Genomic DNA, 24,774 nt, shown 5'->3' with positions numbered 1-24,774 from the left:
GCTAATTCAGCACATATCACAGTATGGTGCGGTTAAAGATGAATATGGACGACCTTTATTTAAAAATGGGTTTGTTTTGGCTATAAAGAAAGTTCTAAGTATGGTTTAGTCTCCCAGATGCAAGCTACTCTATAGCTCACCTATCTATAATTAATGGGGCGTATCAGTATAAAGATAAGGTATCAGAGTTTTACTACTATGAAAAATCTAGAGTTAGTAGAAAAGTTTGATATAAGCTTATTAAAGTAAAAAATTATCTTGATAAAAAAACTTAATTCATTAAATTAATTAAGTAATTTTTACTTTTTAAGAATCCTTTAATGCATTTAAAAAATTTAATAATCAAAAATTTTAGAAATTTTGAATTAATTGATATTCCCTTGAGCAGTAATGTGGTGCTGCTGGGGGAGAATCGTGTAGGAAAGAGTAATTTACTATTTGCTATGCGCTTAGTAATAGATCAAACACTTCCAGATTCAGCTAGACAATTAAAAATATCAGATTTTTGGGATGGCTCTGATTTATCTAAAAAGCCACAAATTGAGATTCATTTGGATTTTACAGATTTTGAAAAAGACCCTTATCTAACGGCACTATTAACAGATTATAGACTTGCAGGTGATTATAAAACTGTTCGTTTAAGCTATATATTTAGATGTAAGTCTGAGGTTACTAGTTTACCGACAAGTAGTGAAGATTTTGAGTTTATTATCTGTGGCGGCGGAGATGAAAACAGGGTACTTAACAACCAAGTAAGAAGAAGAATTTCTTTGGATTTACTTGATGCATTACGTGATGCAGAAAATCAACTTGGCTCTTGGAGAAACTCCCCTTTACGCCCCCTCCTTGAGGATGCTGTGGCATCGATTGGATCCACTGAATTAACAAAAGTTTCAACTGACTTAGAGGCAGCAAATACGAAAATTATTGAACAACCTTCAATTAAAGCACTGAATGCCTCTCTAAGTAAAAAAATCTTAAGTCTTTCAGGTAAAGGACATGATTTAAAAACATCCCTACGGTTTTCCAATGCTGATCCATTACGATTATTTCGATCACTTGGTATGTATATTGATGAAGGAAAACGCAATATTACTGAAGCAAGTTTAGGGTCAGCCAATGTCATGTTGATGGCTTTGAAACTACAAGAATTTTCATGGCGTAAAGCAAGAAATGAAAGGAATTATTCTCTATTATGCATAGAAGAACCTGAAGCTCATCTACATCCTCAACTTCAACGTGCTGTTTTTAAAAATATTTTCAAAGAAAAAGATGCCTCGCAAGAACTCATTATTACTAGTCATTCACCAACATTAGCATCCATTGTGCCTTTACGTTCTATTGTTAATTTAAGGTCTTGCGGAACTAGTACAAAAGCATTTTCATTAGCTCACTTACCAATAAATGATGATGAAAAAGATGATATAGAAAGATATTTAATAGCCACTCGCTCTGAGATACTGTTTACTAAAGGGATTATTTTTGTTGAAGGTGATGCTGAAGAAGCTTTAATCCCAAGTTTTGCAGAAATATTAGGATATGACTTAGATGGGCTCGGTATCACTATATGTAATGTTGCAGGTACTAACTTTAATCCATATATCAAATTAGCTGAAGGCTTAGGTATACCTTTTGCTGTAATCACTGATTGGGATCCACTAGATGGAAAAAAGCCTGCACTTGGAAGAGCAAGATGTTTAGGAATTTGGGATTCTCGCTGCGAAGTTAATCCTACGCTTAAAAAAATTGAAGAAATTGATCGTAAAAACTTTGAAGAAACATGTAAATTTGATGAGTTTAGAGAAATATGGGCTAAATTCGGATGTTTCCTCAATAATGAAACATTTGAGGTTGCTATAGCTCAAACAGCCAATTTAAGTAATGTACTATTAGAAATTTTAGATGAACAAGGTTTTGGATCAACGCGTACAAAACGTATTAATGAATGGAAATTAGATCCCAATAAAATAGATAGTGCACAGCTACTTGCTATGGTTAAGGATATTGGTAAAGGGCGCTTAAGTGGAAAATTAAAAAAGAAAATATCTGGTAAGAAACTTATACAAGTTCCTAAATATATTCAGGATGCAATTGAGTATATGGTGAAAAATGTCTAATCACACTACTTTAAAAAAAGCCTTAGCAGAATTAGAGAAAAATAAAGAGCAATTTGAAGCAGTGCATTGTAAGACGCATTGTGTCGTTTTAGCTGGTCCTGGTAGTGGGAAAACAAAAACTCTCACGACAGCTATTGCTCGTACTCTTAAGGAAGAAGTTATTGCTCCAAGAGCTATTGCATGTATAACTTATAATAATGAATGTGCAATCGAACTTGAAACTCGGTTATCAAAACTCGGGGTTGATACTACTGGTACAAATTTTATTGGTACAGTACACAGCTTTGCATTAACACAAATAATAATGCCTTATTCTCGTTGTGTAGAAAGCAATATCCCTCAAGACTTTAAAGTGGCAGATTTAAAAGAATGCCGTATAGCGATAGAAAATGCCTATAAAAAAATATACCAAGATTCTGGGGATCCCTATAAACAATGGGAGTTTGCTAAAGAAAAACGAAATCGTGAACTGGATCGGACACTCCCTATTTGGAAAGGTCATAATAAAGAACTAGCTGAATTTATTGAGGAATATGAGCAGGAACTGAGAAAAAAAGGGCTTATTGATTTTGATGATATGCCTCTTATAGCATTTAGAATGATTAAAGAGAATCCATGGATTTGTGATGCTATAGAAGCTCGATTTCCGATTTTGTTTGTAGATGAATACCAAGATCTAGGTCATGGACTTCATGAATTGGTTCAACTACTCTGTTTTGATGGAAATGTTCGGTTATTTGCAGTGGGAGATGCAGATCAATCAATTTATGGGTTTACTGGTGCAAATCCAGAATTACTGCAAAGTTTGACTCTACGGCAAGATGTCCAAACATTTCAATTAAAATTTAATTATCGTTCAGGAACAAAAATTGTCAAAGCATCTTCAGCAGCACTTAATGAAAATAGGCATTATGAAAGTCCTGAAGATACTCCTGAAGGAGAAATAAAATTTCACCCCGTAAATGGGGGGTTAGAAGAACAAGCTTATTTCATTGTAAATAAACTATTAGCAGAGCTAAATAGAAAGGGTTTTAAAAATGAAAATATTGCAATTTTATATAGAGCTGCTTGGCTAGGTGACAAAATTGTAGAAGCTTTAGAAGACCAGCAATTACCATATCATAGAACTGATGGTAATTCTTTAATTAAAAGAAGTTCAAAGTTTGCCCGTTTTATTGAAGATTGCGCAAAATGGGTAACTGGGGGATGGAAAGATGCGGAACCACCCTTTAGAAAGTTACACAACCAAGCTTTAATTATTGTTTATGGTCATCACTATACTAAAAATGAAGAACAACAACTAGCACTTCAGCTTATTGATTTTCTTCAGAATAGTAGATCTATAACAGAAACTGCCAATGAATGGTTATTGCGCTTTAACCAAGAATTAGTAAAGCCTTGGATGGCAGTTTGCCGTAATAACTTGCAAGAATGGGAAATATGCTCAGAGTTATTAGAAAAAACCTCCCCCACATCCAATAAAGACATGTCTCTTGATCTGTTTGCTGGAAAAACTGAAGGAACTGGCAGAATAATACTTACTACTTTTCATAGTTCTAAAGGCCGTGAATTTGATACTGTGATTCTTTTTGGAGTTAATAATAATGTTATACCTAGCTCAAGAGACAAGACATCCCCCAAAGCATTAAAAGAAACAAGAAGGCTTTTTTATGTAGCAGTTACGCGTCCTAAAAATACATTACACTTAGTCTTTCAAAAAAATAATCATTCTGATTTCGTAGCTGATTTCTCTCAAAGATGTGAACAAGAATAGATCTATTTAAAAAGTATTTATATATCAATTTTATACATGTATAAAAAATGAATAAGTATTTAACTATATGATACATATAATTAAATAACTCATTCATTTACTTTTATATATTTTTAACTAGAAAGAAAGAAAGACTCCCTTATCTTTTTAGTCAAATAAATCTGCTCTTACTTCTTCCAAAGCACGATCTGACTTAAAACGATTACATATCGGATGAATAATTGCTCCATTTTCTAAAACACCGTAACCACCTTCTGCTTTCGATTCTCGATGATCTACTTCAGTCGATTCAAGGTATAAAGCGCTATCACATACTTCGCAATAGCTCCATGTTTTCCTTTCCTCACGTTGATAAAGATTTCTTTTGGTCGCGAGTGAAAAATTTAGAGGTTTTTTCTTCTTTGTTAGTCTTACTGATTTCACAAAGCTCACAACATCATCCACAACGCTCTCATCATAATCACCACCAAAACGGGCAAGGTAAAAATCATTAAAATTAATATAATCAAATGATTGACTCATCGAAAGAATGACGGTGTTCAAACAAACTTCATCTTCAAAATCTAAATAAATATTGAGTCCAATACAGATAAAGGCTTGATACACGTTCTTCAATCGCTCATGTGATCTGATCCCGCTACCAAACTTACCGACAGTTTCTTTAATCGCCACAGGAATTTTTTCAATTAAACTTTCAACACCACGGCGTGCTCGAGTAAATCCAATAAAATCTATCTTTTTATTCTGTATTTCAAAACAGTCTTGTTCAATTTCACAGACGATAGAGAACCAGGCCAAAAAGGATGTCACTTGAAAACGATTATCTTTATAAAAATATAGTTTTGGGTGTAAGCCCAAACTTGGAATCCGAATACTAATTGGTGGTGTAGCGATACGACACAGTACAACTCTAAGTTTTAGCATTAAATTTTCTACACGCTGACCTTGGTCTATATTCACAGTATTCTGACTAGTATCACCAAACATGATATTCAGGAGTTCATTGACCAAGCCGATTTTTTTACCGTGTGTTAAATCTGGCTCTAAAAGTATTATCTTAAAAAGATGATCATGAATTTGCTCACCCAAAGTGATCACTTCATTTATCCGCTCGTAATTCAGTTCAGCCAAGTTGGATTTATTATCGTTTATATAACAACACGCATAAATCACATAAAAAGCATCACTTCCCCTATTTTGTAAATGATATTCTTCATCTGGATCTAATCGTTTCGTATCCGAATTGATTGAACAAAAGGCTTTTCGAGCTTCCTCAGGTGTCCCAATGACTTCAATAAAATTAATTTTGGTTGATTTTAATTTTTGCTGAAACTCAGAATCGCTACATAACTCTTGAAAATCAGCTAATCCACCTAATCGATTACGAATCTGACGAATATCTCGTTTTTGTGGTGCCGTGAATTTTGGGGCTCCTATTACTTGCTCATCAATAAAGTATCTTTTAATCCAAGCATAAATGATTGAAATCCTGTGCCCACCATCGATGATATAAATATTACCAGCAGCATCTTTCCAATAGCGAACGCATAAATTGACATTACGATCATTCAAACAGTTTAGAATAAACTCCTGAATTTCAGCAGGGCTCCAGCACTCTGTGGAGCGTTGATTGTCTGCTTTATATAGTTTTTCTAGGATCTCATGGTTGGCGAAGTCATAAAGTGATATTTCAAAGTTATGGTGAAGATTTGAGTGCGACATTTCGTCAGGCACCATCATTTTTCTTTGAATAATATTGGTTAAAAGCTTAGTACGGGCCATTTTATTTTCTCTAGGCAATACTTCTCTATATCTCGTAAGATTACGAAATTTATAAAAGTAGAATTAATTAAACATGACGAAAATTTATTTCGAAAATTTTATTCTTTAAGAACAGAAGAAATAGCTTTGAGAAAATAAGGGATATTATAGAAAGTGTTCATGTCTAGTTCCTGTAGTAATTAATTACAAACAAGCTTCCAACTTTTCCACGAGATGGAGGCAAGCCAAACAGGGGTGGAAATACCGTACTACAGAAGACGGCCAGTCATAGACTGCCCTGCTTGGCCTACCATTACGATAGACTAAACATATTTAACGCAAAAAACCGCCAAAGCGGTTTACTGCTTCTGTAGTAAATTCAGGTTTCCACGCCTGGTCACAGATTTTGCTGTAACATCTTTATCTTATGTGCATAAATTCAATTGGTCAAATTTTATGATCAATATTTAATCAATTGATTCAAAAATAATTACCTATATTTTTAGAGGCTTAAGAATACAGATAAGTATCTTATAATTTCTACAATATCTAGTTGCTGTAAACTGATCGCAATGAAACTCTATATATTTAAGCAGCGTGATTTAATAAAGGAAGTAGATTGAAACTGCAAATTTTATCGGATACTCACAATTCCAAATATTCAATATCAGAGCAAGCTGATGTCATTATTCACGCTGGCGATTTTTCTAATCGCTTAAGTGGTGCAATTGAGTTTGCCGAAAAATGTAAATCTCTAAATAAAAAATTTATCTTTGTTTTAGGTAATCATGATTACTACAGCTCTAACTACAGTTCAGTCGTGAATTTCTTGAAAGAAAACTACCCTGAAAATGCACTACTTGATGACAACCATATCAAAATACGAGATAAAATATTTGTTGGCGGCACGTTGTTTACGAACTTCCGCTCCAATTCCCCACTTACATCTCCTAACGTACTTTTACAGTCTCAAAAAGATGCTGAACAATCGATTTATGATTTTGATCAAATCATGATTGGCAGTGATCATCGAACGATAACTGCTAATGACTACATAGAATTATTTAAAAAATATCATGAAAATATTATGAAATTTAAGGATCAAGATAATGTGATTGTCATTACTCACTTCCCGCCTCATTTAGCTTGTCTTGATCCATATTGGGGTACGCATCCTGTTGCATCAGCACTCAATCCCTATTTTATTAATGACTTAGATATAAAAGGCTTTAAATTATGGATTGCAGGACATACGCATACATCAGTGGATACTGTAGTCGATGGATGTAGATTAGTGATCAATCCTTTGGGTTATCCACCAGAGCAAGGTAAAAATGGGTTTAGAGAAAATTTGATCATCGAAGTTTAAGTAGTCATACTCGTATTGAAGCAATTTAAACCAACTCTAATATCATACATCCTATAGTACTGTTGATTTAGCTTCTACACCATGAACTAGGAGAAACTCATGTCGAATCCTTTAGACCCAGAAAATGATTGGAAAAATAAAATTGCAGATCAAATACTTGACGATTTAATCGAGATTGCCAAGCTTGAAGGTATGACTATTAAAAAAATGAAAGCAGATCAAAATGGTATTTTCTATGTGGAAGAGGAAATATCAATTGACGACGTACTCAAGCAATTTTGAACTCTGCTCATTGAAACGATATAAAGCGCTTGAATTTTATATTTAAAAGCTTAACCAAATTGTATCACCTGTAGATGCGTACATAGCTTCAGCAGTTTCTTTCAACACATCACTATCATCCGTTTCCATTGATAGTTCATAACATGCAGGATACCTTCTATCGCTTGTGGAAAATAAGCTAGATTGAGCCGTAGTACTATGCTGTATAAATCTAGTTCTATCTTGCTTTAAAAGCTGCACACCATGGTAGCTAGCACGCATTTGATTTAATACTTGAAGACGTCTTTCATTTGTAGTCATTATTACTTTTCTCGACATCGATTGTCTCCTTGATTTTTATCTGAAATTAAGATTAATAAATTATGACATAAATTAAAATTGAGTAATGATCTAACTATCTCGCAATACCTCATTAAAATCACAGCGATAAAATAAAAACTTAGGTAATGCCTTAAAAATCAATCATCTAGAAACTCCATCTTTTCTTAATCAGTTCTGACGATTTTCGTAGGAAGTTGATCAACTCCGTTTAGTATAGCCTGGATATAATCCTCCTTTATTATTTCATCTTTTTGATTTTTTACTGAGGATTCATCGGCTTTTTTCGCATTATCTTTAGAAACAACCCGATCTACCACAATATCTATCTCACTTTACAAATTTTTCAAGATCTTGCTCTTTAGCACTCTGATACGAAGACGAACTATTAATTAAAAAATGTGCTCTTCTGAATGCCAGTTCTTGCTTAATTTCTTGATCAGCCATACTGGTCTCACCGTGATTTTTTATGTATTCAGCTCGTTTTTGCATAAATGCTCGCTCTCGCTCTTGAACGCTAGAATTCACCACCGTATGTTCTATTTGACGAGTAGCCACATAATTATAGGCAATTACTCCGCAAAGTACGATTAAAAAGAAACTGAGTTGCCTCTTTACACTTCGACTCACAAATAATCCTTTAATATTCAGTCAATACTGAAGTTATCATGTACTCATGAAGATGAATTTAAAAACTATAAGGGCTGACACTATAAAGTTTCATTACTCGCCCCTAGGGTTAAACTCTTTAAATTCATCAGCATTGCTAGCAAATTCTGTAAAAAAGTTATGCCATGTAAATAATGACTCTAATTCCTGTTGGTTTTGAATCGGTTTAGGCAACTTATATCCAATGACCCAATATGGTGCTGTACAGCAAACATGCTCAGGTATAAGGACTTGCTGTAAGGCTATTTCAGCACTTACTAAATATAAATTATCGTCTAAATAAACGATATTTCCTTGTAAAGCTTCTTGAATACAATGATCTACATCTATATGGGTATCCTTCATGTAGTCCGTCTCCATTTTTTGAAATCACATTCTTAAACTTGTTAAATTATTTAACGCAGTAATTAATCATTAATCTGGGCTAAACTCCAACGGCGATAGATGACTGCTAAAAATAAATCACTAAAGATTTTTTGGCAGGTATTATATTTATAGTTGTAATTACTAATTTCTATGCTTACCCCTTTCTTACTTTTAGCCGCTTCAAGTTCAGCTTTAATTTCCTTCCATGACCGTTTTGATATTTTAATTTTTTCTTTAAACTGCTTGTATATAAATTTTAACTCACGACAAAATTTATCAAACTCCTGATACTCTACTTCGCTTTGGATATACACCTCCATACGAGCATCTATAAGACGAATACGGCGCTCAAAATAATCTAACGTAAAGTTACTATCCAGCACAGCTGTGAAAATTTCAAAATCAGCTTCGCTAAATACATTTCCAGACTTATTTCTATTGATATGCTTTAACAGCATGTCTAAAGGATTACTTTTAGAAATATCGTTTTTTTGTTGATGGTGTCTATTTTTATACAGGTTTGAGGCCAAGTCTCTCCCAATTTCTTTCAACTTCAGATTTTCATTTTTTCCTGAAAGTACATCTATAATATCATTCAATTCTGATTTCAGTTTGAGCCTTTCGGTTACATTATCAGTTTGCTCTACATCTTCACATTTTAATATCTGAGTATGCCACCGATCAGGAAATATTGCGTCTTGAATAATCTTTGAATTGGGAGCTATCTTCTCTAAGATTTCTTTTAATTCAAGCTTTTCTTTCATTTGAGACGTATTCAATTGTTTCTTGAATACTCTACAAGAGAGTAAAGCTCTTACAATATTTGCTGATATTTTACTTTCATCTGGACATAATGCATCCCCGACTAACATTGAACCAAAATGCAGGTAATAGTTGGCTGTCATCTCAATAGATGAATGGCCAATAAAATGTGCCAAAATCTTCCAAACATCCTGACGTCCAGCAATACTGTCCGTATTACCCAATAAATAATTTTTAATTTTGGCAATATGATCGGGTGAATAGCCGATCCAACTTTTAATTAATGTTTCACTGCCTTTCAAAATTAAAGCTAAATTGTTTGTCGCAGTATGCCTAAAGCTATGAAAGGAATAATCGTGTGGTTCGTTATTGAATAAAGTATCAAAAATTTCCTTTGTCTTAGCACTAATAAAACGAGATGAAAAAATTTGACCAAATTCATCTTGGAAGATAAAACAGTCTTCTCCCCCTAACCATTTTTGACCAACTTTTACATTAAGATGCTTTTTGATTAGGCCAATAAATTCATTCAATTCACATTCAGTCAGCAACTCATCAAGACAAATTCCTCGTTTTGCATTCGTCGTTTTAACCTGACGATGATAATTATTATGAATTAAGATTTTGATAAATTGAGGATTGCTTGCTGTTAAATAATAATATTCCTCATTGCCAATTGTTTTAGAATCTAGCTCAATCATGACTAAATCTCTTAACCGTAATCCAAGAATCTCACCAATCCTTAAACCTGTGCGGTAAGCAAGCATACAAATTATTTTGAATATACTTTTTTGTTCTTTACTCAGTTCAACTTGGCGACCAATCAAATTATTAAAATGCGCCCACATCACTGGGGTTATATATGATGATCTACACATCTGAAGATCATCAGATTTTAACTGGTCTAAATAATTTACTCGAGGAGCATCAAAATTATGCATTAAACTTTTATGAAATTTTTTTAAATTTTTTACAGCTTTACCATAGCTATTATATTTCACCTCCCTAACATTATTTTTAGATGCTTTATTTTGTCGTTGCTTATCAACAATAAATTTTTCACTTAAAATATACTCATATGCTCCCTCAAATTGTTCTTCATCCATCTTCAGAAGATCAAGGTCATGAGTAACAACATACATAAAAAGGTCTTCAGCGAATGAGGATTTATAAGTATCCAAGGAACTCAGCGCAATTCCGTCTTTTGCTCTAGAAACATTTGAAGATTGACCGCTCATGAGGTAATCCCGATACCATGTCATCAACGCAATCTGAACACTCACTAGCGCAATATCTTTAGCTATTTTATATGTCTGATTACTATAACTTTCTTTAAGTGACTGAATATCTTCTGACAATTGTTTAATGGTCTCGGGTTTTTTTCTACCTTGAAATTGCCCTATCAATCCTTTTTTAATTTCTGCGGCACAATGATATTCTGTGCTCAGTTTTTGTATATTTTCAGACTTAGGCTTTCGAAAACTCCCGTTCGGATCATCAAATGCATTTTCGGAAGTAATCAATTTCTTTTTTAAAGATTTATTGTCTTTAAATGCATCAAGTGTCTCAAGCATTTTTAAGGTTGACAATGATAGTGCAGCGCTGTCTAACGCCCCCTTAGATAATGCTGTTGTGAAACCATCAAGCGTATTCTTTTGACTAAAATACTGCACGTAATCGACATGCTCAAATAATTGATATTTTTCCTTTGCAAAATAATCACGTAAAACACTATTTTTATCGACATCCAATATAGCCAAATCAATATATTGATCAAAGCCTTCATCATTTTGAGCATCGATAGACTCTATAAGCTGAACGAGCCTTTTTTCTCCCTGACGCCTTTCACTTTGAGTTTCAAACTCAATTATATTGATGAGTCTCACCATCATTAACAAACTAATTGATGTAAGATAAATTTGTTTAATTTGGAATGAATTATCGAGATATACTAAATTCGCATATTTCTCATTTTCTACTGGATAATTATATAAATAACCCGTTTTTGATGAACCTTGACAATATAGGGATACAAGTCCACTCGACAATTCTGATGGTTTTAACTGATCATTTGAAAAATATGCTCTGAGTGATCTTAAAATCGCCATTAAGTCTTTTTTATGACTACACCCACAATCAATAATTAGTGCCATTAAAAATTGTCGAAGAAGTAATTCCTTTTGCTCATCCGTAAAATCAGCATTAAAAACATCAGTTTTAAGCCTTTTCGGTAATTCAGTCTCCCAAAAGAAATGCAACTTGAGCTTAAACTCATGTAACCTTTGCCCTCTAAGCAACTTCATTTGCGTTGATTCAATATCTTTAATATTTGGAGCTGAATATGCTCTTTGAATAAGCTTAATTTCATATTGATCCTTTAACCACGGTAATTGTGACTCTATTTCTTGCTTTTTTTTCACACATAATTCAGACCAAAATCCCCTTAATTCTTCCAAATCTTTTTTTGAGATTTTCCTATTGCGAAAGTATTTCTCTACTTTAGCTCGATTCGAATACATTTCGTTTTGAATAAGATCATCAAGTTTCTTTTTTTCACAAGATTCCGTGATCTCATGGATAAGAAATTCTGAGATTTTTTCAAATAAAAGATTCGTCGAAGACTCTAGCTTAGTTCGAATTTTTTGTAACTCTTCATCTTTCATGATTGGCTCACCACTGATTTTAATCCCAGTCTTTTAAACAGCTGATTTACTGCATCTTGAATTTCAATCATGTAGGTGTAGGGCTGTAAAGATGAATATTTTGAAAATCCGATCTCATTTTGTTGATCGTGCGCATACCAACTCTTAAAAATCGCATCAGGCAATTCCAGAAAATTCCTTACAAAATGGCGCGTCCAATTGGGATATAACTCATCCATTTCAGGAAAGTTTTCTGATAAATAAGATGCTATATGCTTTTGTGTAAGTGGCTCCAATGTGAAGCTCATGAATTCTGAACCTTTCTTCCAATAAGAAAGGTAATAGATATGATCTGCTGTATTAGCTAGCTCTAAGGCATTAATGTTTTTGATAAATTCATCATAATGCTGTAACTCATTAACAACGAATTCGATCAGAGGTGAATAACGACCATGTGGACGAGATCTACTGCTCTTATCATGGATATATGCAATATTAGTAATAAAATCAAAATTTTCTCTGATACTAGATGCACCTATAGCAGGACGTGCACCTGAAGACAATAAACAACAAAACCAAATCCAAACACTGAAAGCATTAAATTTTTCAGCAATGTCTTGTTCTTCTTTTAAAACTTGGACAACTTTCAAGTTTAATGTATTTAAGAATTTTTTCGCATTATCAAATGACCATACACGCTGACTTCCTACGCGGGCTTGCTCTTCTACTTGAATAAATTGCGGACGATCTAAAACATTTACCTCGTTTTTATTTTGAAACCATAGATATATATACTGCTCATATACCTCATTTAACTGTTTATAAGAAAATCCCCCATACGCTAGATCAGGTTGATGTGAAACCTGTCTACCGATTAAGAAATTTTTCGTAAGATCATCTTTACATATACGGTTCAAATGAAAGGAAAGTTGTAAAGCAATTGAAGTAACTGATATCGGGCCTATACGACGATGATAAAACCATTCTGATAAAGACTTTTCGAAATCTGTATTCGTTAGATTGGAAAGGTTAGCCTCTCTAATTCTATCAATCCACATAGCAGGAATTTGAAATGCCCAAGTTGTATGCTCGTTATATTTATTGTCTTTTTTAGCAATTTGACCTTTCAAATTTTTATTTACATTTGCATCAACGATCCACAAATAATAGGCACGATTGGGGCTACGTTTTAATTGCTTAGTTTTTAGCAATTGGTCGATATCTTGAAATATAACGGCACTCTGCCCGGTAAAGATTGACATCAAGCAACAAGCTGCTTTTGCAGATTCCATGATATCTTTGTTTTCATGAAGTTGGTCAAGTAAAACCTGGTTTACAATTTTTAATAAGGGTATGTCCAAATAGTAAATATTACTCACCGTTGGTTGCTGAGTTCTATCTATATGACGATTCAATCTTTGATTTGAGACAAATGGTGCTAGTCTACGCGTATCTTCATTTAGATTATAATCATACTGCTTAGAAGTCTTATCTTCATCGACTTCATCATCAATGTTATCTTTGTCATCTGAGTAATCAGACTGACTCTCCGTGACCAAAGGTGGATTATGATATGTCTGCGGATCAACGTCCAAATCCTCTATATTTTCAATCTCATCCGTCCTTTTAATTCTTACGTTGTGGCGATAACAGATATCCTCAACTGCGATTCTGTACTCGTCTAAATACCTTGTTAGAGATTTGATTATATTTTCTGAAACATTAGCATCAAGGCGCTTACAGAATTCTGTGACATGTACATTTTGGGCTTTTGCATAAGTATTGAATTCTTTAATGGTCTTAGCCGTATGATCGAACTCAATAAGATGATTAAAATATTGAGAAATTATAGGTAAAACTTCAGAAAGAAAACCTTTAAAACTTTTTTCCATCATTTTTAAAATTAGATAGAAATTATAGTTTAGCCTTTCAATTTTAGCTTGAGAGTTCTCCATATTGGACATCAACCCAATTAAAAAATTTACAACATTAAAAATTTTTAAAATATTTTGGTTAATCGAAATCTGTTTTTCTTTATTTATAACATCCAAATCTTCAACATTTTTATATAAAATGCAGATACTTGATGACCCTAAAATACTTTTATACTGGGTTTTAGATTTATTTATGTTTAAATATGAATATATACCTTCACATAAAACTTTTAATTCCCTCATAAATTCATCAGTCATATAAGTATTATGAAAATCTTTTAAATCACATGATTCTAATAGAAGCAAACCTTCTCTATATGAAGATAAAATTTCAGTTAAACAAGCACACCTTGATTTAAAAACTTCTAAATCTAATTTATTATTCATTTCAGCACTCCACAATATCAACTTTCGATTTTTCAAAAATATTTCTAGGTAATTTAAAATAATTTATAAAATCTGTTTTATAAATTTTACTAGGAACATGATATTTATTCCTCTTCAAGATTTCCTTATTAATTAAATAAAATAAATTTTCATCTTCTAATTTAGTTAAATAATCAAAAAGTTCCTTATAGAAGTTAATTCTATATTCACATTTTATTTTGTGACTTTGAAGATAAGTAAATAGCTCTAACCAAAAAATATAGTTAGCTTGATTCTTAAACCAATCTTCATTACTTTTAGCTTCAATAGATAAAAGATACGTATGTTGTGTAAGACTCAAATAGTCTTTCTTAACGCGAGTAATCATTGACTTTTTCAGTCGATCTTTTGCATTTTTTTGATCACCTACCTCAACATTAGTAAGCTTTATTGTCTGGTCGATTATGTCGGAGAATTTTCTTAGCGAACTTTCAGTTAATTTGGCTTGTTGCCGGTCCGATAGCTTAAAACTCTTCTTTGGTTTAGCTTGTTTTTTGGACATTATTAGCTCCAAATTCATCATTCTAAAAATTTCATAAAGGCTTTTTTTGAGCATGAGAAATCTTAGGACCTAAATCTCAATCAAATTTAAGCTAATGATATTTTTAAAAAATCAATTATAAATTTTTTCTGGATGAGCTAGCTTTTCTTGTTATTGCGTGTCTTTTTTATATCAAATGCAATAAGCCTTAATAACAAGAAAAACTGTCTCGATTTTTCTAGGCTTCTTCTTTGACACAAGCAAATTTGTAGACTTCCGCCTTACTCCAACGAAGACTACGTCCATGCCTAATAGGATTAATAGGCCCATTTTCGTACAATGCCCATTTACGCAGTGTTTGTTCTGCATACCCTAATAAACGAGCAGCTTCACTAGTAGATAGCAATAATCTATCTTCGGTAATTTGTTTAACTTTATGTTTCATGTTGATTAAGGTATCTGAATTAATATATTTATATAAAACTAAACTTTTTAAGTAATTCATATACATCTGAAACTTTTTTATGATTTCATAATACTAAAGAAGATTTAAAAAAAACCCAGAATAAAAACCATGACATTGATTTATATGAGATATTTTTTATGAAAATATGGAACCACAAAAGTAAAATGAGTACCTTCCAAGGGACTGTCAATCTCATTATCTTCAACAGCACTCAGTTCGGAAGAATCGGTCTAACAAACCAAAATTCTTTATATACTTTCTATTACTTAATGGCTTTGTTGCATAAATATGTAAGCATCTGATTTAAATAAATTTAATTTTGGATCAAAAAATAATCAAAACTTTTAAAATCATATAGTTATGAAATCTTTGTGCAACAAAGCCTTACTTAATTAAAAAATATAAAAATTATAATTTTACTGTTCAAATAGAACCTCATTAAAAACCATTAAACACAATAATTAGACCTCTTGCGAAAGTATTATTTTGACTATTTCAGACTTTGATATTTATTTAAAAATCAAAGCTTACCACTGATTAAATTTTGACTAACGCAAGATATCTATTATATTTATTATTTTTTTGCAATATATTATTTAACTATACTCCTTAAACATCATTATTTAAAATCACAATATACTAAAGAATAAGATTACAATTAAAAATTTATCATACAGTTGACCTACTTCATTACAATAACACAATAACAGGTTAAGTTAATATATCAATTGGGTTTAATTTTTATATTTTATCAGCAGTGTAAAATATCCCTATAGCAGTATTAAAAGTAACCCAATAGTTAATATAACGTCATTTTAAAATACTCAAAAATTTTATTTTTAGCACAAGAAGTAACAGTCCACACACCGTATAAACAAGGTTTATTATTTTAATTTAATAAATCAAAAACTTGTAGTATCTAAAAATACAATGCGTAAATATTTACAGCTCAAGTTCACACTACAGTATCGGCTTATAACCTAGAATATGTATTCTTGACTTATATAAACTTTATTTGCTCGAACGCATAAATGCTGTTTATCCTGAATGGATTCCTGCCGTTGTGTTCTACCAAGAAGTTTTAGAGTTTGAATATCTAGAAACGGTCAGAATCTTAAGGGAATATCTTGCAACAATATAATCAGTCACCAAACTTGAACTCTAACAGCTCAACTGTGTTAAAAAAATATGGTTTTTGCCCCCGCTATGTAAGCCCTACTATGTACAGACCAAAGGCAAAGTTGAACGCTTTAATGAATACCTCAAATCAAGACTATATTAATGGCTCAACTAACACCATCTGACGCTGCTATCGGATTCCCTAACCGCTCTGAGGATCAACTACAGCCTAAAAAACTGGCAAGCACTCTGGCCGCTATCTGGTTGATGGTAACTTACCAATCAACATAAGAAGCATTGCTTCATAAGGGATCTAAAATCAGATGTGTTCCAGGGCCTTGGGACGTAATAACTAGTTATTTGCTGGCTCGATGAGCAGTTGTCAGCGAGCAGCTAATATCATACACCTGATTCAGTCAGCAAAGCTGAATGGACTGGATCCGCATGCCCAATTAAGTGATGTGCCGAAAAGGTTGCCGATACATAAAGTGACCCAGATTGAAGAATTACTTCCACACCGATGGAAACCCAACTCAAATAAAAAAATAGCTATGGGGTTTAGCGAATGCTTACAGAATAATGTTGATTTAAGCTGCTTACCATTTGCTTACCAGAATCTAAAAACAAAAAAACCACTTACGATTAGTACACGTAAGTGGTTGTTTTATATGGTGGGCCCAGACAGACTTGAACTGTCGACCAACGGATTATGAGTCCGCTGCTCTAACCAACTGAGCTATAGGCCCTATAGTTTGTAACTTATTGTATTCACTACAATTCAGCTTGAGACCAATATTAGCTAAATTCAAATTTAATTACAAGTTATTTCTTGAGTAGACCCATAGTAGACCGCAGAAATTACTGTAATATGTAGCTATATATTGTCAAGCCTAGCGGATTCTAGCCCATGTCAGCAAACCGAGTAAAGCTTACAAAGTCATTTATTGATCAACTCGAACTAAAACCTGCTATTTTTCGTGACAGTGAGTTAATTGGTTTTGCTGTACGGGTTAATACCTCATATAAAACATATATCGTTGAGAAAAAGGTTAATGGCAGGTCTACTCGGTCTACTTTGGGTATTCACGGTCAAATAACACTTGCTCAAGCAAGAGTATTGGCTCAAGAAGCCTTACTTGAAATGACGAAAGGTGTAAATCTTAATGAGAAGAAAAAGAATCGTATTACGGACGCTGAGAAGCTCTATCAGGTAAAGCAACAGCAACCGACTCTCTTTGAAGCCTACAGTGTTTATATTGATGAGCGAGAGCTAAAACCACGTACACTTGATGACTATAGCGACGTTATTAATGGCTACTTATCTGATTGGAAAGATATCAAATTAAAGGATATCAACCGCAAAATGATCCAGGATAAACATAAAGAATTATCCGAACGCAGTAAGGCCCAAGCAAATATGGTGATGCGAGTTTTTCGCGCGATTTATAACTTCTCAATAGAACATTATTTAGATGATGATGAGAATCCAATTCTTCCACCTATCAATCCTGTGCGTACGCTAACTGCAAAAAAAGCTTGGAATAAAATTAAAAGAAGAAAAACATATATTAATGAAGATAAATTACCTGACTGGATTAACGCTGTATTAAATTTTCAAGATCGTGGTCAAAAACTTGAGACGAACAAAGATTTCCTGCTCACCTTGATTTTGACTGGCTTTAGACGAGAAGAATGTGAATCACTCGCTTGGTCTGCAATTGATCTTAAATACGGCTTTATCACTTCAATAGATCCCAAAAACAATGAGCCGCATACATTACCTATGGGCGATTATTTATGGGCAATGATGAAAAAAAGAAGAACAGCTATAAATACAGAATGGGTCTTCCCTTCTGCAAAATCAGTTTCTGGCCATATTACAAATATTTCTAAGGTGCGGAATAAAATCAACGAGAGCTGCGGTATACCTTTCACTTTCCATGATCTTCGTAGAACGTTCGGCTCAATTGCTGAAGGTTTAGATTATGGGAAATATACGATCAAAAAACTGCTGAATCATAAAGAAGAAGATGATCGAGACGTAACGGCTGGATATGTACAAGTAAGCGATAAAAAGCTAAGGGCTGCTATGAATGAGATCGAGGAAATTGTTTTAGGTGAACATAGACAAAACCATTCCGATAAATGATGGAATGGCAGTTTGGTTTAAAAGGAAAATTGTTAAATCTAAAAAGTAAAAAACCGCTTAAGAAAGCGGCTTTTGCGGACGCGAGTTCAACTCCCGCGATCTCAAAGACTAAGAATGATTATTTAATAAATGATAACGATCCATAGCGGCTAAATGCCAAGGGTATGTTTCAATCCTTTTTCTTAACTCCGCCTGTTTTTCTTTTTCAATAAATGTCCATGCGACAAATCCACCATCATTAAAATGATCATGGATAGCAGAACTCATGTGGGGATTAATTCCTCTAACTGCTGTACCAAACTGTCGCCACCATCCACTTAACCATACTAGATGCATCGCCATTGCTCTGACATTCATTGTGCTTGGTTGTTTGTCTGAGCTTAATAAAGCAATCAGATGATGGACGTATTCAACCGCTATAGGAATCTGATCAAGTGATATCTCATCTATACCATTTACATTAAAGCGTTGGTGTATAAGTTTGTAGGCATCGGAAAAGTTAAGGTGCTTGGTCTTTGCTACAAGCATATTCACAGCATCATTTAAAACCACACGTTCTGTTTTATGATTCTTGGTTTTTGGCAGTACTTCCCTATCCAATATATCTAAAACCCATTTTCGGAATTCTTTAGCAACTGGCGTACGGGCAAACATAGCAATCAAATGACATCCACGGAGTGAAAAAATCCGAACTTCTCGCAGTTGACCCTGCAACGTCATTTTGACGTTACGAGTCATTTGGTACGAGAACTCATCTAAATTACGCTCATATATTTTATTAACTGCATCATCTCTCGCATATCCTAAAGCTTGACCAAGCTCACGAGAAGTAATCCACGCCTGCTGATCACACTCTACAATATTAAAAGTTGTTTCATGGAAAGTTAGTGATAAACTAGCCATATCAATATCTCCATAGGTATTGGTAAGTGCCCCGCGATCCGCCAAGATTCTTCGGGGCATTTTTTTAAAATAATGTCCACTGGACATATTGCAAATATATATGTCCACTTGATACCATGTCAACAGAATTTATTAGGACGATGTCATGGGTAAACATTTAGGTGTCGCTTATAATTTGCGTTTACCACAAGAACTAAAAGATAAAATTGCAGAATCTGCGAAAGAACTTAACCGCTCTATGAATGCGGATATTGTTGCGAGGCTAGAGCAAACTTTTAATGACCCATTAATCAATGATCCCCAAAGCATGATTGATAGGTTTGATAAAGTAATATCTATTATTGAACAGCAAGAAAAAACGATCCAAAATCAAGATCAGACAATTACAGCATTGAAAAATATGCTTAATGAGTTATCTGTTTCAACAACTCAAGCAGTAGAACTACTCAAGAAAAAAGCACCTTAGGGTGCTCTTATTCTATCCAAGGAACGTTTTTACTTGGTCCATATATATATCCATCACTTATCCAAAACTTTCCACTATCTTTTGGACCGTATATAAAGTTGTTATCAATCCAATACCGTCCAGAGTTTTTGGGACCGTATATAAAATTACCTTCAATCCAGAATCTACCAGAATATTCAGGTCCATAAATAAAGTTACTGTTAATCCAATATGTCGTATACATAGCAACCCTAAAATTTAAATGGCTCAATATCAATTTTAATAAAACATTGATTAAATCATTAACCTTTGTTTCCAATTCTATCAATACATCATCGTGTATTTTTTACCAGTTATTGGATGAATAAATGACTCACTTCCCCACAGAAATCTTATTGGTTGAGGATAATCCTCTAGACGGATTAAATCATAAGTCCAAATATCTAAAGTTTTCTTCTCATGCTCTTCTGGACGATATTGTGAAAAAAATTGAACTTCAATCAGATTTTCCTCGTCATCTATTGCTTTCAACGAAGAAGAAGATCTATTTTTAAAATCTTCGTACATTTTAGTTACCTATTATAAATATTTGCAAAATTCAACTTGAGTAAAGAAGGCATGACTACAAAAATTCCTAGTTGCAAAGTACATTGCAATTAGAAAAATTGCTCCAGCTATAAGCCAAAAGTATCCCATAAGCTTCCAGTTCACTACATCATTATTTCCACAACGTCCACAATAGGAATAGTAATGCTTTATACGAGCGCCACAGTCTTGGCATTATTTATGGTTAATTAGATTTTTGCTCATTTTATTATCCTCCAAATAATGATTTATAAATACTAATCGCTGTATGTCCTGAAGCAATGAACACAACGACTGAAGGCATAATCAAAAAGATTAGTGCTATGAAAAACTCAAAAAATAAAGTTTTTTTCTTCTTAAATATTAAAACCAATGTTGTAATTAGATGCATAAGCGAAGATTTTAATACTGAAGGGTTTTCGCACTTTTTATAACCGTCTACCTCCCTAATTTTTTCATCCATAAAATCAGTGATTTTATCTATAAAATCAATAATATTAGCCATAAAAAGATAAATAAAGACAAAGCACATTGCAAAAGCTACAAGGCCCAAGACAATTGATTTATCTGAGAAAGGTAATTCTTGAACACGTATAGCAAAGACTACTCCTACGCTAAATATAAATACTTGGGGAGTAAGATTTCGCATATATTCAAATACGGCTTTATTACCCTCTGTTGTAAAAAGAAAAAGTTTATTATTACTTTTTTTATCGTTGTCACTATTACTCATGAAATCTCCATTGCTTGTTTTAGAAATGCATAGGCATGAATGCCTATGCACCTGATCATTTAAGCTGCACATGGAACTAAGAATGCCCATGCTTCATAACCGTACTCACGCGCATCTAGCACTTTGCCAGAGTTGCCTCGTACTTTACGGAATCTACAAAAGACCCATTTCATGCCTTTCGGCGGTTCTTGAGTACCTAACTTCTTAAGCACATAGCTCACCTCCCCACCTAAGGAGATTTGAAAAGCTTGCTCAAATGATCTACAATGAAGTTCCTTACGCTTTATGTAGTTCATCTAAGAAGCTGAATAGCCCTTAGGTCGTACTATCCGAACTGATATGAGAGATAACTTTCATATCAGTTTTTCATTTTAAAGAATTAAATTTAAATTGAGCAGCTTGACGACTCACTTGAAATTTTTCCTGAATTTCATCAACTTCTAATCCAATACATGATTCTGTAGGCATAAGTAGTTCGGATGCGAAAGCATCTGCTTGCCATTCTGAGTCTTCAAAATGCTTATGATCACCTCTTCCACGAGCTAAAGCCAAGCCTTCATGTAAAAATAGATGTCCGATTTCATGTGCTACAGTAAATCTTGCTCTACCATTCATTAGATGGAATGGATCACAAAGAGCTTCATAAATATCTTCACGTAAAATAATAGTCATATCATCAGGGTGAGTTAAAGCCTCAACATCTTCTGGCATATCAGCTACTTCCCTAACCTCATATGTTACTCCCAAGAGGTGTAACTTATGTTCAAGTATTTTAATTAAGTCGATTGCTTTATTAGGCATGATTTTAAATAAATGATCACGTACTAATCGTGCTTTTTCTTTAATCTTGGCTTTACTTAAAGGGGCAACTTTTACCCCTCTAGGCTTGGAATAAGATGACATTGCTCAATCCTCCTCTAGGATTTTTCTTAATGTGGCTAGATCAACTGAATCAGATTGAATCCGTCTAGCAAACATGAGAGCAAGCTCAGCTTCTTCAGCTGTATTTGTTCTTACCACGACGTTATCAATACATTGACTAGCTGCATGAGTTAATAAATGTTCTTCATCCTTGTTTAATCCTAAAACATTTGCAATTTTTGTAATTAATTCAGCACTTACTGGCTTTTTTCCTGTTTCCACAGCTGATAAGAAAGCTGAACTAACACCAATAGAAGCTGCTAGTTCATTAAGATTGGTATCATAATCAATCCTAAGTTTCCTAATCGCTTTTCCAAAATCTGTTAGTTTAGACATTTTCGTAACCCTATCACTTTCCTCACTCCTTATTGAATGAGTTAATACCTTTTACGGTACTATACAATAATACACCATTTTTAAATTAAATCAATCCAAAGGTTAATTAATTTTATGAAATATAATTTATATATAAATCATGTATTTGAGTTCTATTTTTACTAAAAACCTGAGAAAAATAATTAAAAATTTTGCGTAATAGAATGCAGTATCCGTGTTTATGCTGCGGCCACTTAACCAGAAGTGAACCATCAAACGACGACTAAGACATTTGCTTTGTACGCTTTTGAGAGAATGATCCTGTTCAATCAAAAGACCACGATTGGGCTGGAGTTGCAAATGATCCTTCACTGAACCAAGCCCGAGAAAACTTTAAAAGTATGGTGCAATAGAAGAACGCTTTGTTAAGAATGTGAGAAAGCCACTGATGATCAGGGTTTTACTGAGCTAGTCACGAATACGAGTGCAGAAGAAGTAACTATTAGCATTATTTATGAGGAGCATCAACATGGATAAAAATCCCACAAAACAATCAGCTAAAATAATAGTAGCAAATGCAACAGCAAAATTATCTAAACTAAAAAATAATCAATCACCACCAACCACCGAAATAAAAATTGAAACCAAAAGAAAACTAACATCTGGTGAAATTAAGATGTGTCAGTTGGTATTCAAAGATGCTATTGATTACTCAAAAGTATGGCTTCATATCGGTGGTTTTATTCATAGCGCTACAGGTAATGCCATGACACCTGCGGGAGAAATAATGTTACCCCGCTCAGAATATTTAGAAACACCAGATTTCAGTCAAACAATTGGAGAAAATCGACATTGGTTTATACATGAAATGACTCATGTCTGGCAGTATCAAATGGGTACTTCTGTAGGTTGGCTAGGTTTAAAACAGTTATGCAAAGGTGGTTATACATCTAATGTGCAATCAGCAGATTCTGGTGGAGAGCTCAAAGCATACGACACTGACATACTTGGCAGAGATTCTGGTAAAAAGTTTAATGAGTTTAACTTTGAACAACAAGGACGCTTAATTGAGTTTTGGTTTGATGCTTGCTACCTCCAAAACGTAAATCCTTCCCGACCACATCATATACAAAGTTTAAAGCTTTTAGGGTATGTTGAAAGAATCTTGAGAGATTTTATTCTAAACCCACATGATAAATCATTGTTACCGAGCAGCTAAAGATGATAAAAAAGAGCTTAAAATTTAGCCTTATGTTGACTATAGGTATTGTATTAAATGCATGTAGCCAAGGTCCGCGGCCATTAGAGATAACCATTAAACAAGATAATCTATGTGCATTTACAAACAGTACTAAAACTTACTATGGTGTTGATAATACATTTTTAATTTACTTGGGTAAGATTGACTATACTAAAGAGCTCAAAAGTACCTACGAAAAGCTTTATAAAAATGCGCCTCTTCCAATAGATGAAAAAAATTGTGTTCTAATACCTATCAAGGAAATCGAAAAAAATACTGCTTATGAGATTGTATTAAGTACAAATAAAAGCTTTAAAACAAATGTTTGTTTAATTGATCGTAACAATAACTTATCGATTAAATACGTCGATTCTGGTAAATCTACCTGTGATTAATCCATGTACAATCTAAAGCCCTCTTATGAGGGCTTTTACACGAATTTAAGAGCCAAAGGATTAACATGAGGAAAAACATTTAAGTAGAATGGTTTATCGGCTAAAAAAACTAATTTTGATAAGAAAGCATCTTAACGGATAAAAATATGTCAGCATTTTTGATAATCATTGGATTCATCTTAGCTTTTTCTGGAATGATCTTTGGTCCACACATATTTCATAAACATATCAGAAATACCCAAGAAGCTAAAGCGATGGGCTTTTTATGTATGCTTCCTGGTATGTTTGTTGTGATGCTTGGCTTTTATTTGAGATGAGAAACTTTAATATTTATACATCGTTGAATTAAGCCCTTCAAAAAGGGCTTTTTTTATTTCTTTAAAAATAATGCTCTCTCTGCTTCACGGCGGCGAACCAAGCCCTTTAACACTTTACCGCCGCCTCTGTTCCACTTTGGAAACTCGTCTGCTGCAGCTTTATAATCTAAAGCATTCAGATACTTCACTAAGGTCGACGTTTTAAAAGCATTCGTACCGATGTTATAAGCCAAAGAAACCAATGCATCGAATTGATTTTGTGATTGAACCGTACCATGTTTGTCG

General features: G+C 33.5%; 23 protein-coding genes, 1 tRNA gene and 1 pseudogene. 9 read left to right on the top strand and 16 right to left on the bottom strand.

Annotated elements, in window-relative coordinates:
- The first annotated feature begins 320 nt into the window (after positions 1-320).
- The gene (locus tag IO68_RS25350) at positions 321-2,117 is read left to right on the top strand and encodes an AAA family ATPase (RefSeq protein ID WP_023013355.1); all 1,797 of its coding nucleotides are present in this window, start codon (positions 321-323) and stop codon (positions 2,115-2,117) included.
- Positions 2,110-3,891 (top strand): ATP-dependent helicase, encoded by a 1,782-nt coding sequence (locus tag IO68_RS25345; protein WP_023013354.1) that lies wholly within the window; start codon positions 2,110-2,112, stop codon positions 3,889-3,891. The genes IO68_RS25350 and IO68_RS25345 overlap by 8 nt, the downstream gene beginning before the upstream one ends.
- Before the next feature lie 147 nt (positions 3,892-4,038).
- Here IO68_RS25345 and IO68_RS25340 read toward each other — a convergent pair whose 3' ends face one another.
- Positions 4,039-5,673, bottom strand: coding sequence for an HNH endonuclease (locus tag IO68_RS25340; RefSeq protein WP_023013353.1), 1,635 nt, complete (start codon positions 5,671-5,673; stop codon positions 4,039-4,041).
- Between the two features lie 598 nt (positions 5,674-6,271).
- Between IO68_RS25340 and IO68_RS25335 the strand changes: the two genes are divergently transcribed.
- Positions 6,272-7,021: a metallophosphoesterase family protein gene (locus IO68_RS25335; RefSeq protein WP_023013352.1), complete on the top strand. Its 750-nt coding sequence runs from the start codon at positions 6,272-6,274 to the stop codon at positions 7,019-7,021.
- Between the two features lie 99 nt (positions 7,022-7,120).
- Positions 7,121-7,303, top strand: coding sequence for a hypothetical protein (locus tag IO68_RS25330; RefSeq protein ID WP_005236300.1), 183 nt, complete (start codon positions 7,121-7,123; stop codon positions 7,301-7,303).
- A gap of 42 nt (positions 7,304-7,345) precedes the next feature.
- On the opposite strand, the gene IO68_RS25325 is transcribed toward IO68_RS25330, so the two are convergent.
- The 7 genes from IO68_RS25325 to IO68_RS0116915 form a co-directional block, all read right to left on the bottom strand.
- Positions 7,346-7,621: a hypothetical protein gene (locus tag IO68_RS25325; protein ID WP_023013351.1), complete on the bottom strand. Its 276-nt coding sequence runs from the start codon at positions 7,619-7,621 to the stop codon at positions 7,346-7,348.
- A gap of 330 nt (positions 7,622-7,951) precedes the next feature.
- Positions 7,952-8,251: a hypothetical protein gene (locus IO68_RS25320; protein WP_005236314.1), complete on the bottom strand. Its 300-nt coding sequence runs from the start codon at positions 8,249-8,251 to the stop codon at positions 7,952-7,954.
- A gap of 93 nt (positions 8,252-8,344) precedes the next feature.
- On the bottom strand, positions 8,345-8,635 hold the full coding sequence (locus IO68_RS25315) for a hypothetical protein (RefSeq protein ID WP_023013349.1): 291 nt from the start codon (positions 8,633-8,635) through the stop codon (positions 8,345-8,347).
- A gap of 62 nt (positions 8,636-8,697) precedes the next feature.
- Positions 8,698-12,081, bottom strand: coding sequence for a tyrosine-type recombinase/integrase (locus IO68_RS25310; RefSeq protein ID WP_023013348.1), 3,384 nt, complete (start codon positions 12,079-12,081; stop codon positions 8,698-8,700).
- Positions 12,078-14,381: a hypothetical protein gene (locus tag IO68_RS25305; protein WP_023013347.1), complete on the bottom strand. Its 2,304-nt coding sequence runs from the start codon at positions 14,379-14,381 to the stop codon at positions 12,078-12,080. Before IO68_RS25305 ends, IO68_RS25310 begins: the two co-directional genes overlap by 4 nt.
- A gap of 1 nt (position 14,382) precedes the next feature.
- Complete coding sequence (locus IO68_RS25300) at positions 14,383-14,922, bottom strand: hypothetical protein (protein WP_136144442.1); 540 nt, start codon at positions 14,920-14,922, stop codon at positions 14,383-14,385.
- Between the two features lie 217 nt (positions 14,923-15,139).
- Positions 15,140-15,346 (bottom strand): helix-turn-helix domain-containing protein, encoded by a 207-nt coding sequence (locus IO68_RS0116915; RefSeq protein ID WP_005399592.1) that lies wholly within the window; start codon positions 15,344-15,346, stop codon positions 15,140-15,142.
- A gap of 1,315 nt (positions 15,347-16,661) precedes the next feature.
- On the opposite strand from IO68_RS0116915, the pseudogene IO68_RS33455 reads away from it, so the two are divergent.
- Positions 16,662-17,025, top strand: a pseudogene (locus IO68_RS33455) (transposase domain-containing protein); the annotation flags it as partial.
- Between the two features lie 130 nt (positions 17,026-17,155).
- On the opposite strand, the gene IO68_RS25295 reads toward IO68_RS33455, so the two are convergent.
- Positions 17,156-17,232, bottom strand: a tRNA-Ile gene (locus IO68_RS25295).
- Positions 17,233-17,393: 161 nt separating this feature from the next.
- On the opposite strand from IO68_RS25295, the gene IO68_RS25290 reads away from it, so the two are divergent.
- Positions 17,394-18,635: a site-specific integrase gene (locus tag IO68_RS25290; RefSeq protein WP_023013344.1), complete on the top strand. Its 1,242-nt coding sequence runs from the start codon at positions 17,394-17,396 to the stop codon at positions 18,633-18,635.
- 108 nt (positions 18,636-18,743) lie between these two features.
- On the opposite strand, the gene IO68_RS25285 is transcribed toward IO68_RS25290, so the two are convergent.
- On the bottom strand, positions 18,744-19,538 hold the full coding sequence (locus IO68_RS25285) for a Bro-N domain-containing protein (protein ID WP_031234794.1): 795 nt from the start codon (positions 19,536-19,538) through the stop codon (positions 18,744-18,746).
- A gap of 145 nt (positions 19,539-19,683) precedes the next feature.
- Between IO68_RS25285 and IO68_RS25280 the strand changes: the two genes are divergently transcribed.
- Entirely contained in the window at positions 19,684-20,004 is a 321-nt protein-coding gene (locus IO68_RS25280; protein WP_023013341.1) for an Arc family DNA-binding protein, read from the top strand.
- A 303-nt stretch (positions 20,005-20,307) separates the two neighbouring features.
- On the opposite strand, the gene IO68_RS25270 is transcribed toward IO68_RS25280, so the two are convergent.
- From IO68_RS25270 to IO68_RS25250, 5 genes are all read right to left on the bottom strand, one after another.
- Positions 20,308-20,550 (bottom strand): hypothetical protein, encoded by a 243-nt coding sequence (locus IO68_RS25270; RefSeq protein WP_023013339.1) that lies wholly within the window; start codon positions 20,548-20,550, stop codon positions 20,308-20,310.
- A 247-nt stretch (positions 20,551-20,797) separates the two neighbouring features.
- A complete protein-coding gene (locus tag IO68_RS25265) occupies positions 20,798-21,301 on the bottom strand; it encodes a hypothetical protein (RefSeq protein WP_023013338.1) in 504 nt (167 codons plus the stop codon).
- 59 nt (positions 21,302-21,360) lie between these two features.
- Entirely contained in the window at positions 21,361-21,513 is a 153-nt protein-coding gene (locus IO68_RS34000; protein ID WP_171068570.1) for a hypothetical protein, read from the bottom strand.
- A gap of 154 nt (positions 21,514-21,667) precedes the next feature.
- Positions 21,668-22,204, bottom strand: a complete 537-nt coding sequence (locus tag IO68_RS25255; RefSeq protein ID WP_023013336.1) for an ImmA/IrrE family metallo-endopeptidase — start codon at positions 22,202-22,204, stop codon at positions 21,668-21,670.
- Positions 22,205-22,207: 3 nt separating this feature from the next.
- Positions 22,208-22,558, bottom strand: a complete 351-nt coding sequence (locus IO68_RS25250) for a helix-turn-helix domain-containing protein (RefSeq protein WP_023013335.1) — start codon at positions 22,556-22,558, stop codon at positions 22,208-22,210.
- Positions 22,559-23,066: 508 nt separating this feature from the next.
- Between IO68_RS25250 and IO68_RS25245 the strand changes: the two genes are divergently transcribed.
- Together IO68_RS25245 and IO68_RS25240 are read left to right on the top strand one after the other, a co-directional pair.
- The gene (locus IO68_RS25245; protein WP_023013334.1) at positions 23,067-23,756 is read left to right on the top strand and encodes a hypothetical protein; all 690 of its coding nucleotides are present in this window, start codon (positions 23,067-23,069) and stop codon (positions 23,754-23,756) included.
- Between the two features lie 2 nt (positions 23,757-23,758).
- On the top strand, positions 23,759-24,172 hold the full coding sequence (locus tag IO68_RS25240) for an NF045616 family extracytoplasmic (lipo)protein (protein ID WP_023013333.1): 414 nt from the start codon (positions 23,759-23,761) through the stop codon (positions 24,170-24,172).
- Between the two features lie 370 nt (positions 24,173-24,542).
- Here the strand turns inward: IO68_RS25240 and IO68_RS25235 are convergent.
- Positions 24,543-24,774, bottom strand: a 232-nt coding sequence (locus IO68_RS25235) for a lysozyme (protein ID WP_023013331.1), incomplete at its 5' end; no start/stop codon positions are given.

Source organism: Acinetobacter sp. COS3 (assembly GCF_000475335.1).
GTDB lineage: Bacteria > Pseudomonadota > Gammaproteobacteria > Pseudomonadales > Moraxellaceae > Acinetobacter > Acinetobacter venetianus.
The sequence above is the reverse complement of the archived record's forward strand: the minus strand, read 5'-3'. Positions and strand labels throughout refer to the sequence as shown.

Bases quoted from the DNA above. Each gene is read 5' to 3' on its own strand.
- IO68_RS25350 (WP_023013355.1), top strand. From the start codon at position 321: ATGCATTTAAAAAATTTAATAATCAAAAATTTTAGAAATTTTGAATTA.
- IO68_RS25345 (WP_023013354.1), top strand. From the start codon at position 2,110: ATGTCTAATCACACTACTTTAAAAAAAGCCTTAGCAGAATTAGAGAAA.
- IO68_RS25340 (WP_023013353.1), bottom strand. From the start codon at position 5,673: ATGGCCCGTACTAAGCTTTTAACCAATATTATTCAAAGAAAAATGATG.
- IO68_RS25330 (WP_005236300.1), top strand. From the start codon at position 7,121: ATGTCGAATCCTTTAGACCCAGAAAATGATTGGAAAAATAAAATTGCA.
- IO68_RS25325 (WP_023013351.1), bottom strand. From the start codon at position 7,621: ATGTCGAGAAAAGTAATAATGACTACAAATGAAAGACGTCTTCAAGTA.
- IO68_RS25315 (WP_023013349.1), bottom strand. From the start codon at position 8,635: ATGAAGGATACCCATATAGATGTAGATCATTGTATTCAAGAAGCTTTA.
- IO68_RS25310 (WP_023013348.1), bottom strand. From the start codon at position 12,081: ATGAAAGATGAAGAGTTACAAAAAATTCGAACTAAGCTAGAGTCTTCG.
- IO68_RS25305 (WP_023013347.1), bottom strand. From the start codon at position 14,381: ATGAATAATAAATTAGATTTAGAAGTTTTTAAATCAAGGTGTGCTTGT.
- IO68_RS25300 (WP_136144442.1), bottom strand. From the start codon at position 14,922: ATGTCCAAAAAACAAGCTAAACCAAAGAAGAGTTTTAAGCTATCGGAC.
- IO68_RS0116915 (WP_005399592.1), bottom strand. From the start codon at position 15,346: ATGAAACATAAAGTTAAACAAATTACCGAAGATAGATTATTGCTATCT.
- IO68_RS25290 (WP_023013344.1), top strand. From the start codon at position 17,394: ATGTCAGCAAACCGAGTAAAGCTTACAAAGTCATTTATTGATCAACTC.
- IO68_RS25285 (WP_031234794.1), bottom strand. From the start codon at position 19,538: ATGGCTAGTTTATCACTAACTTTCCATGAAACAACTTTTAATATTGTA.
- IO68_RS25280 (WP_023013341.1), top strand. From the start codon at position 19,684: ATGGGTAAACATTTAGGTGTCGCTTATAATTTGCGTTTACCACAAGAA.
- IO68_RS25270 (WP_023013339.1), bottom strand. From the start codon at position 20,550: ATGTACGAAGATTTTAAAAATAGATCTTCTTCTTCGTTGAAAGCAATA.
- IO68_RS25265 (WP_023013338.1), bottom strand. From the start codon at position 21,301: ATGAGTAATAGTGACAACGATAAAAAAAGTAATAATAAACTTTTTCTT.
- IO68_RS25255 (WP_023013336.1), bottom strand. From the start codon at position 22,204: ATGTCATCTTATTCCAAGCCTAGAGGGGTAAAAGTTGCCCCTTTAAGT.
- IO68_RS25250 (WP_023013335.1), bottom strand. From the start codon at position 22,558: ATGTCTAAACTAACAGATTTTGGAAAAGCGATTAGGAAACTTAGGATT.
- IO68_RS25245 (WP_023013334.1), top strand. From the start codon at position 23,067: ATGGATAAAAATCCCACAAAACAATCAGCTAAAATAATAGTAGCAAAT.
- IO68_RS25240 (WP_023013333.1), top strand. From the start codon at position 23,759: ATGATAAAAAAGAGCTTAAAATTTAGCCTTATGTTGACTATAGGTATT.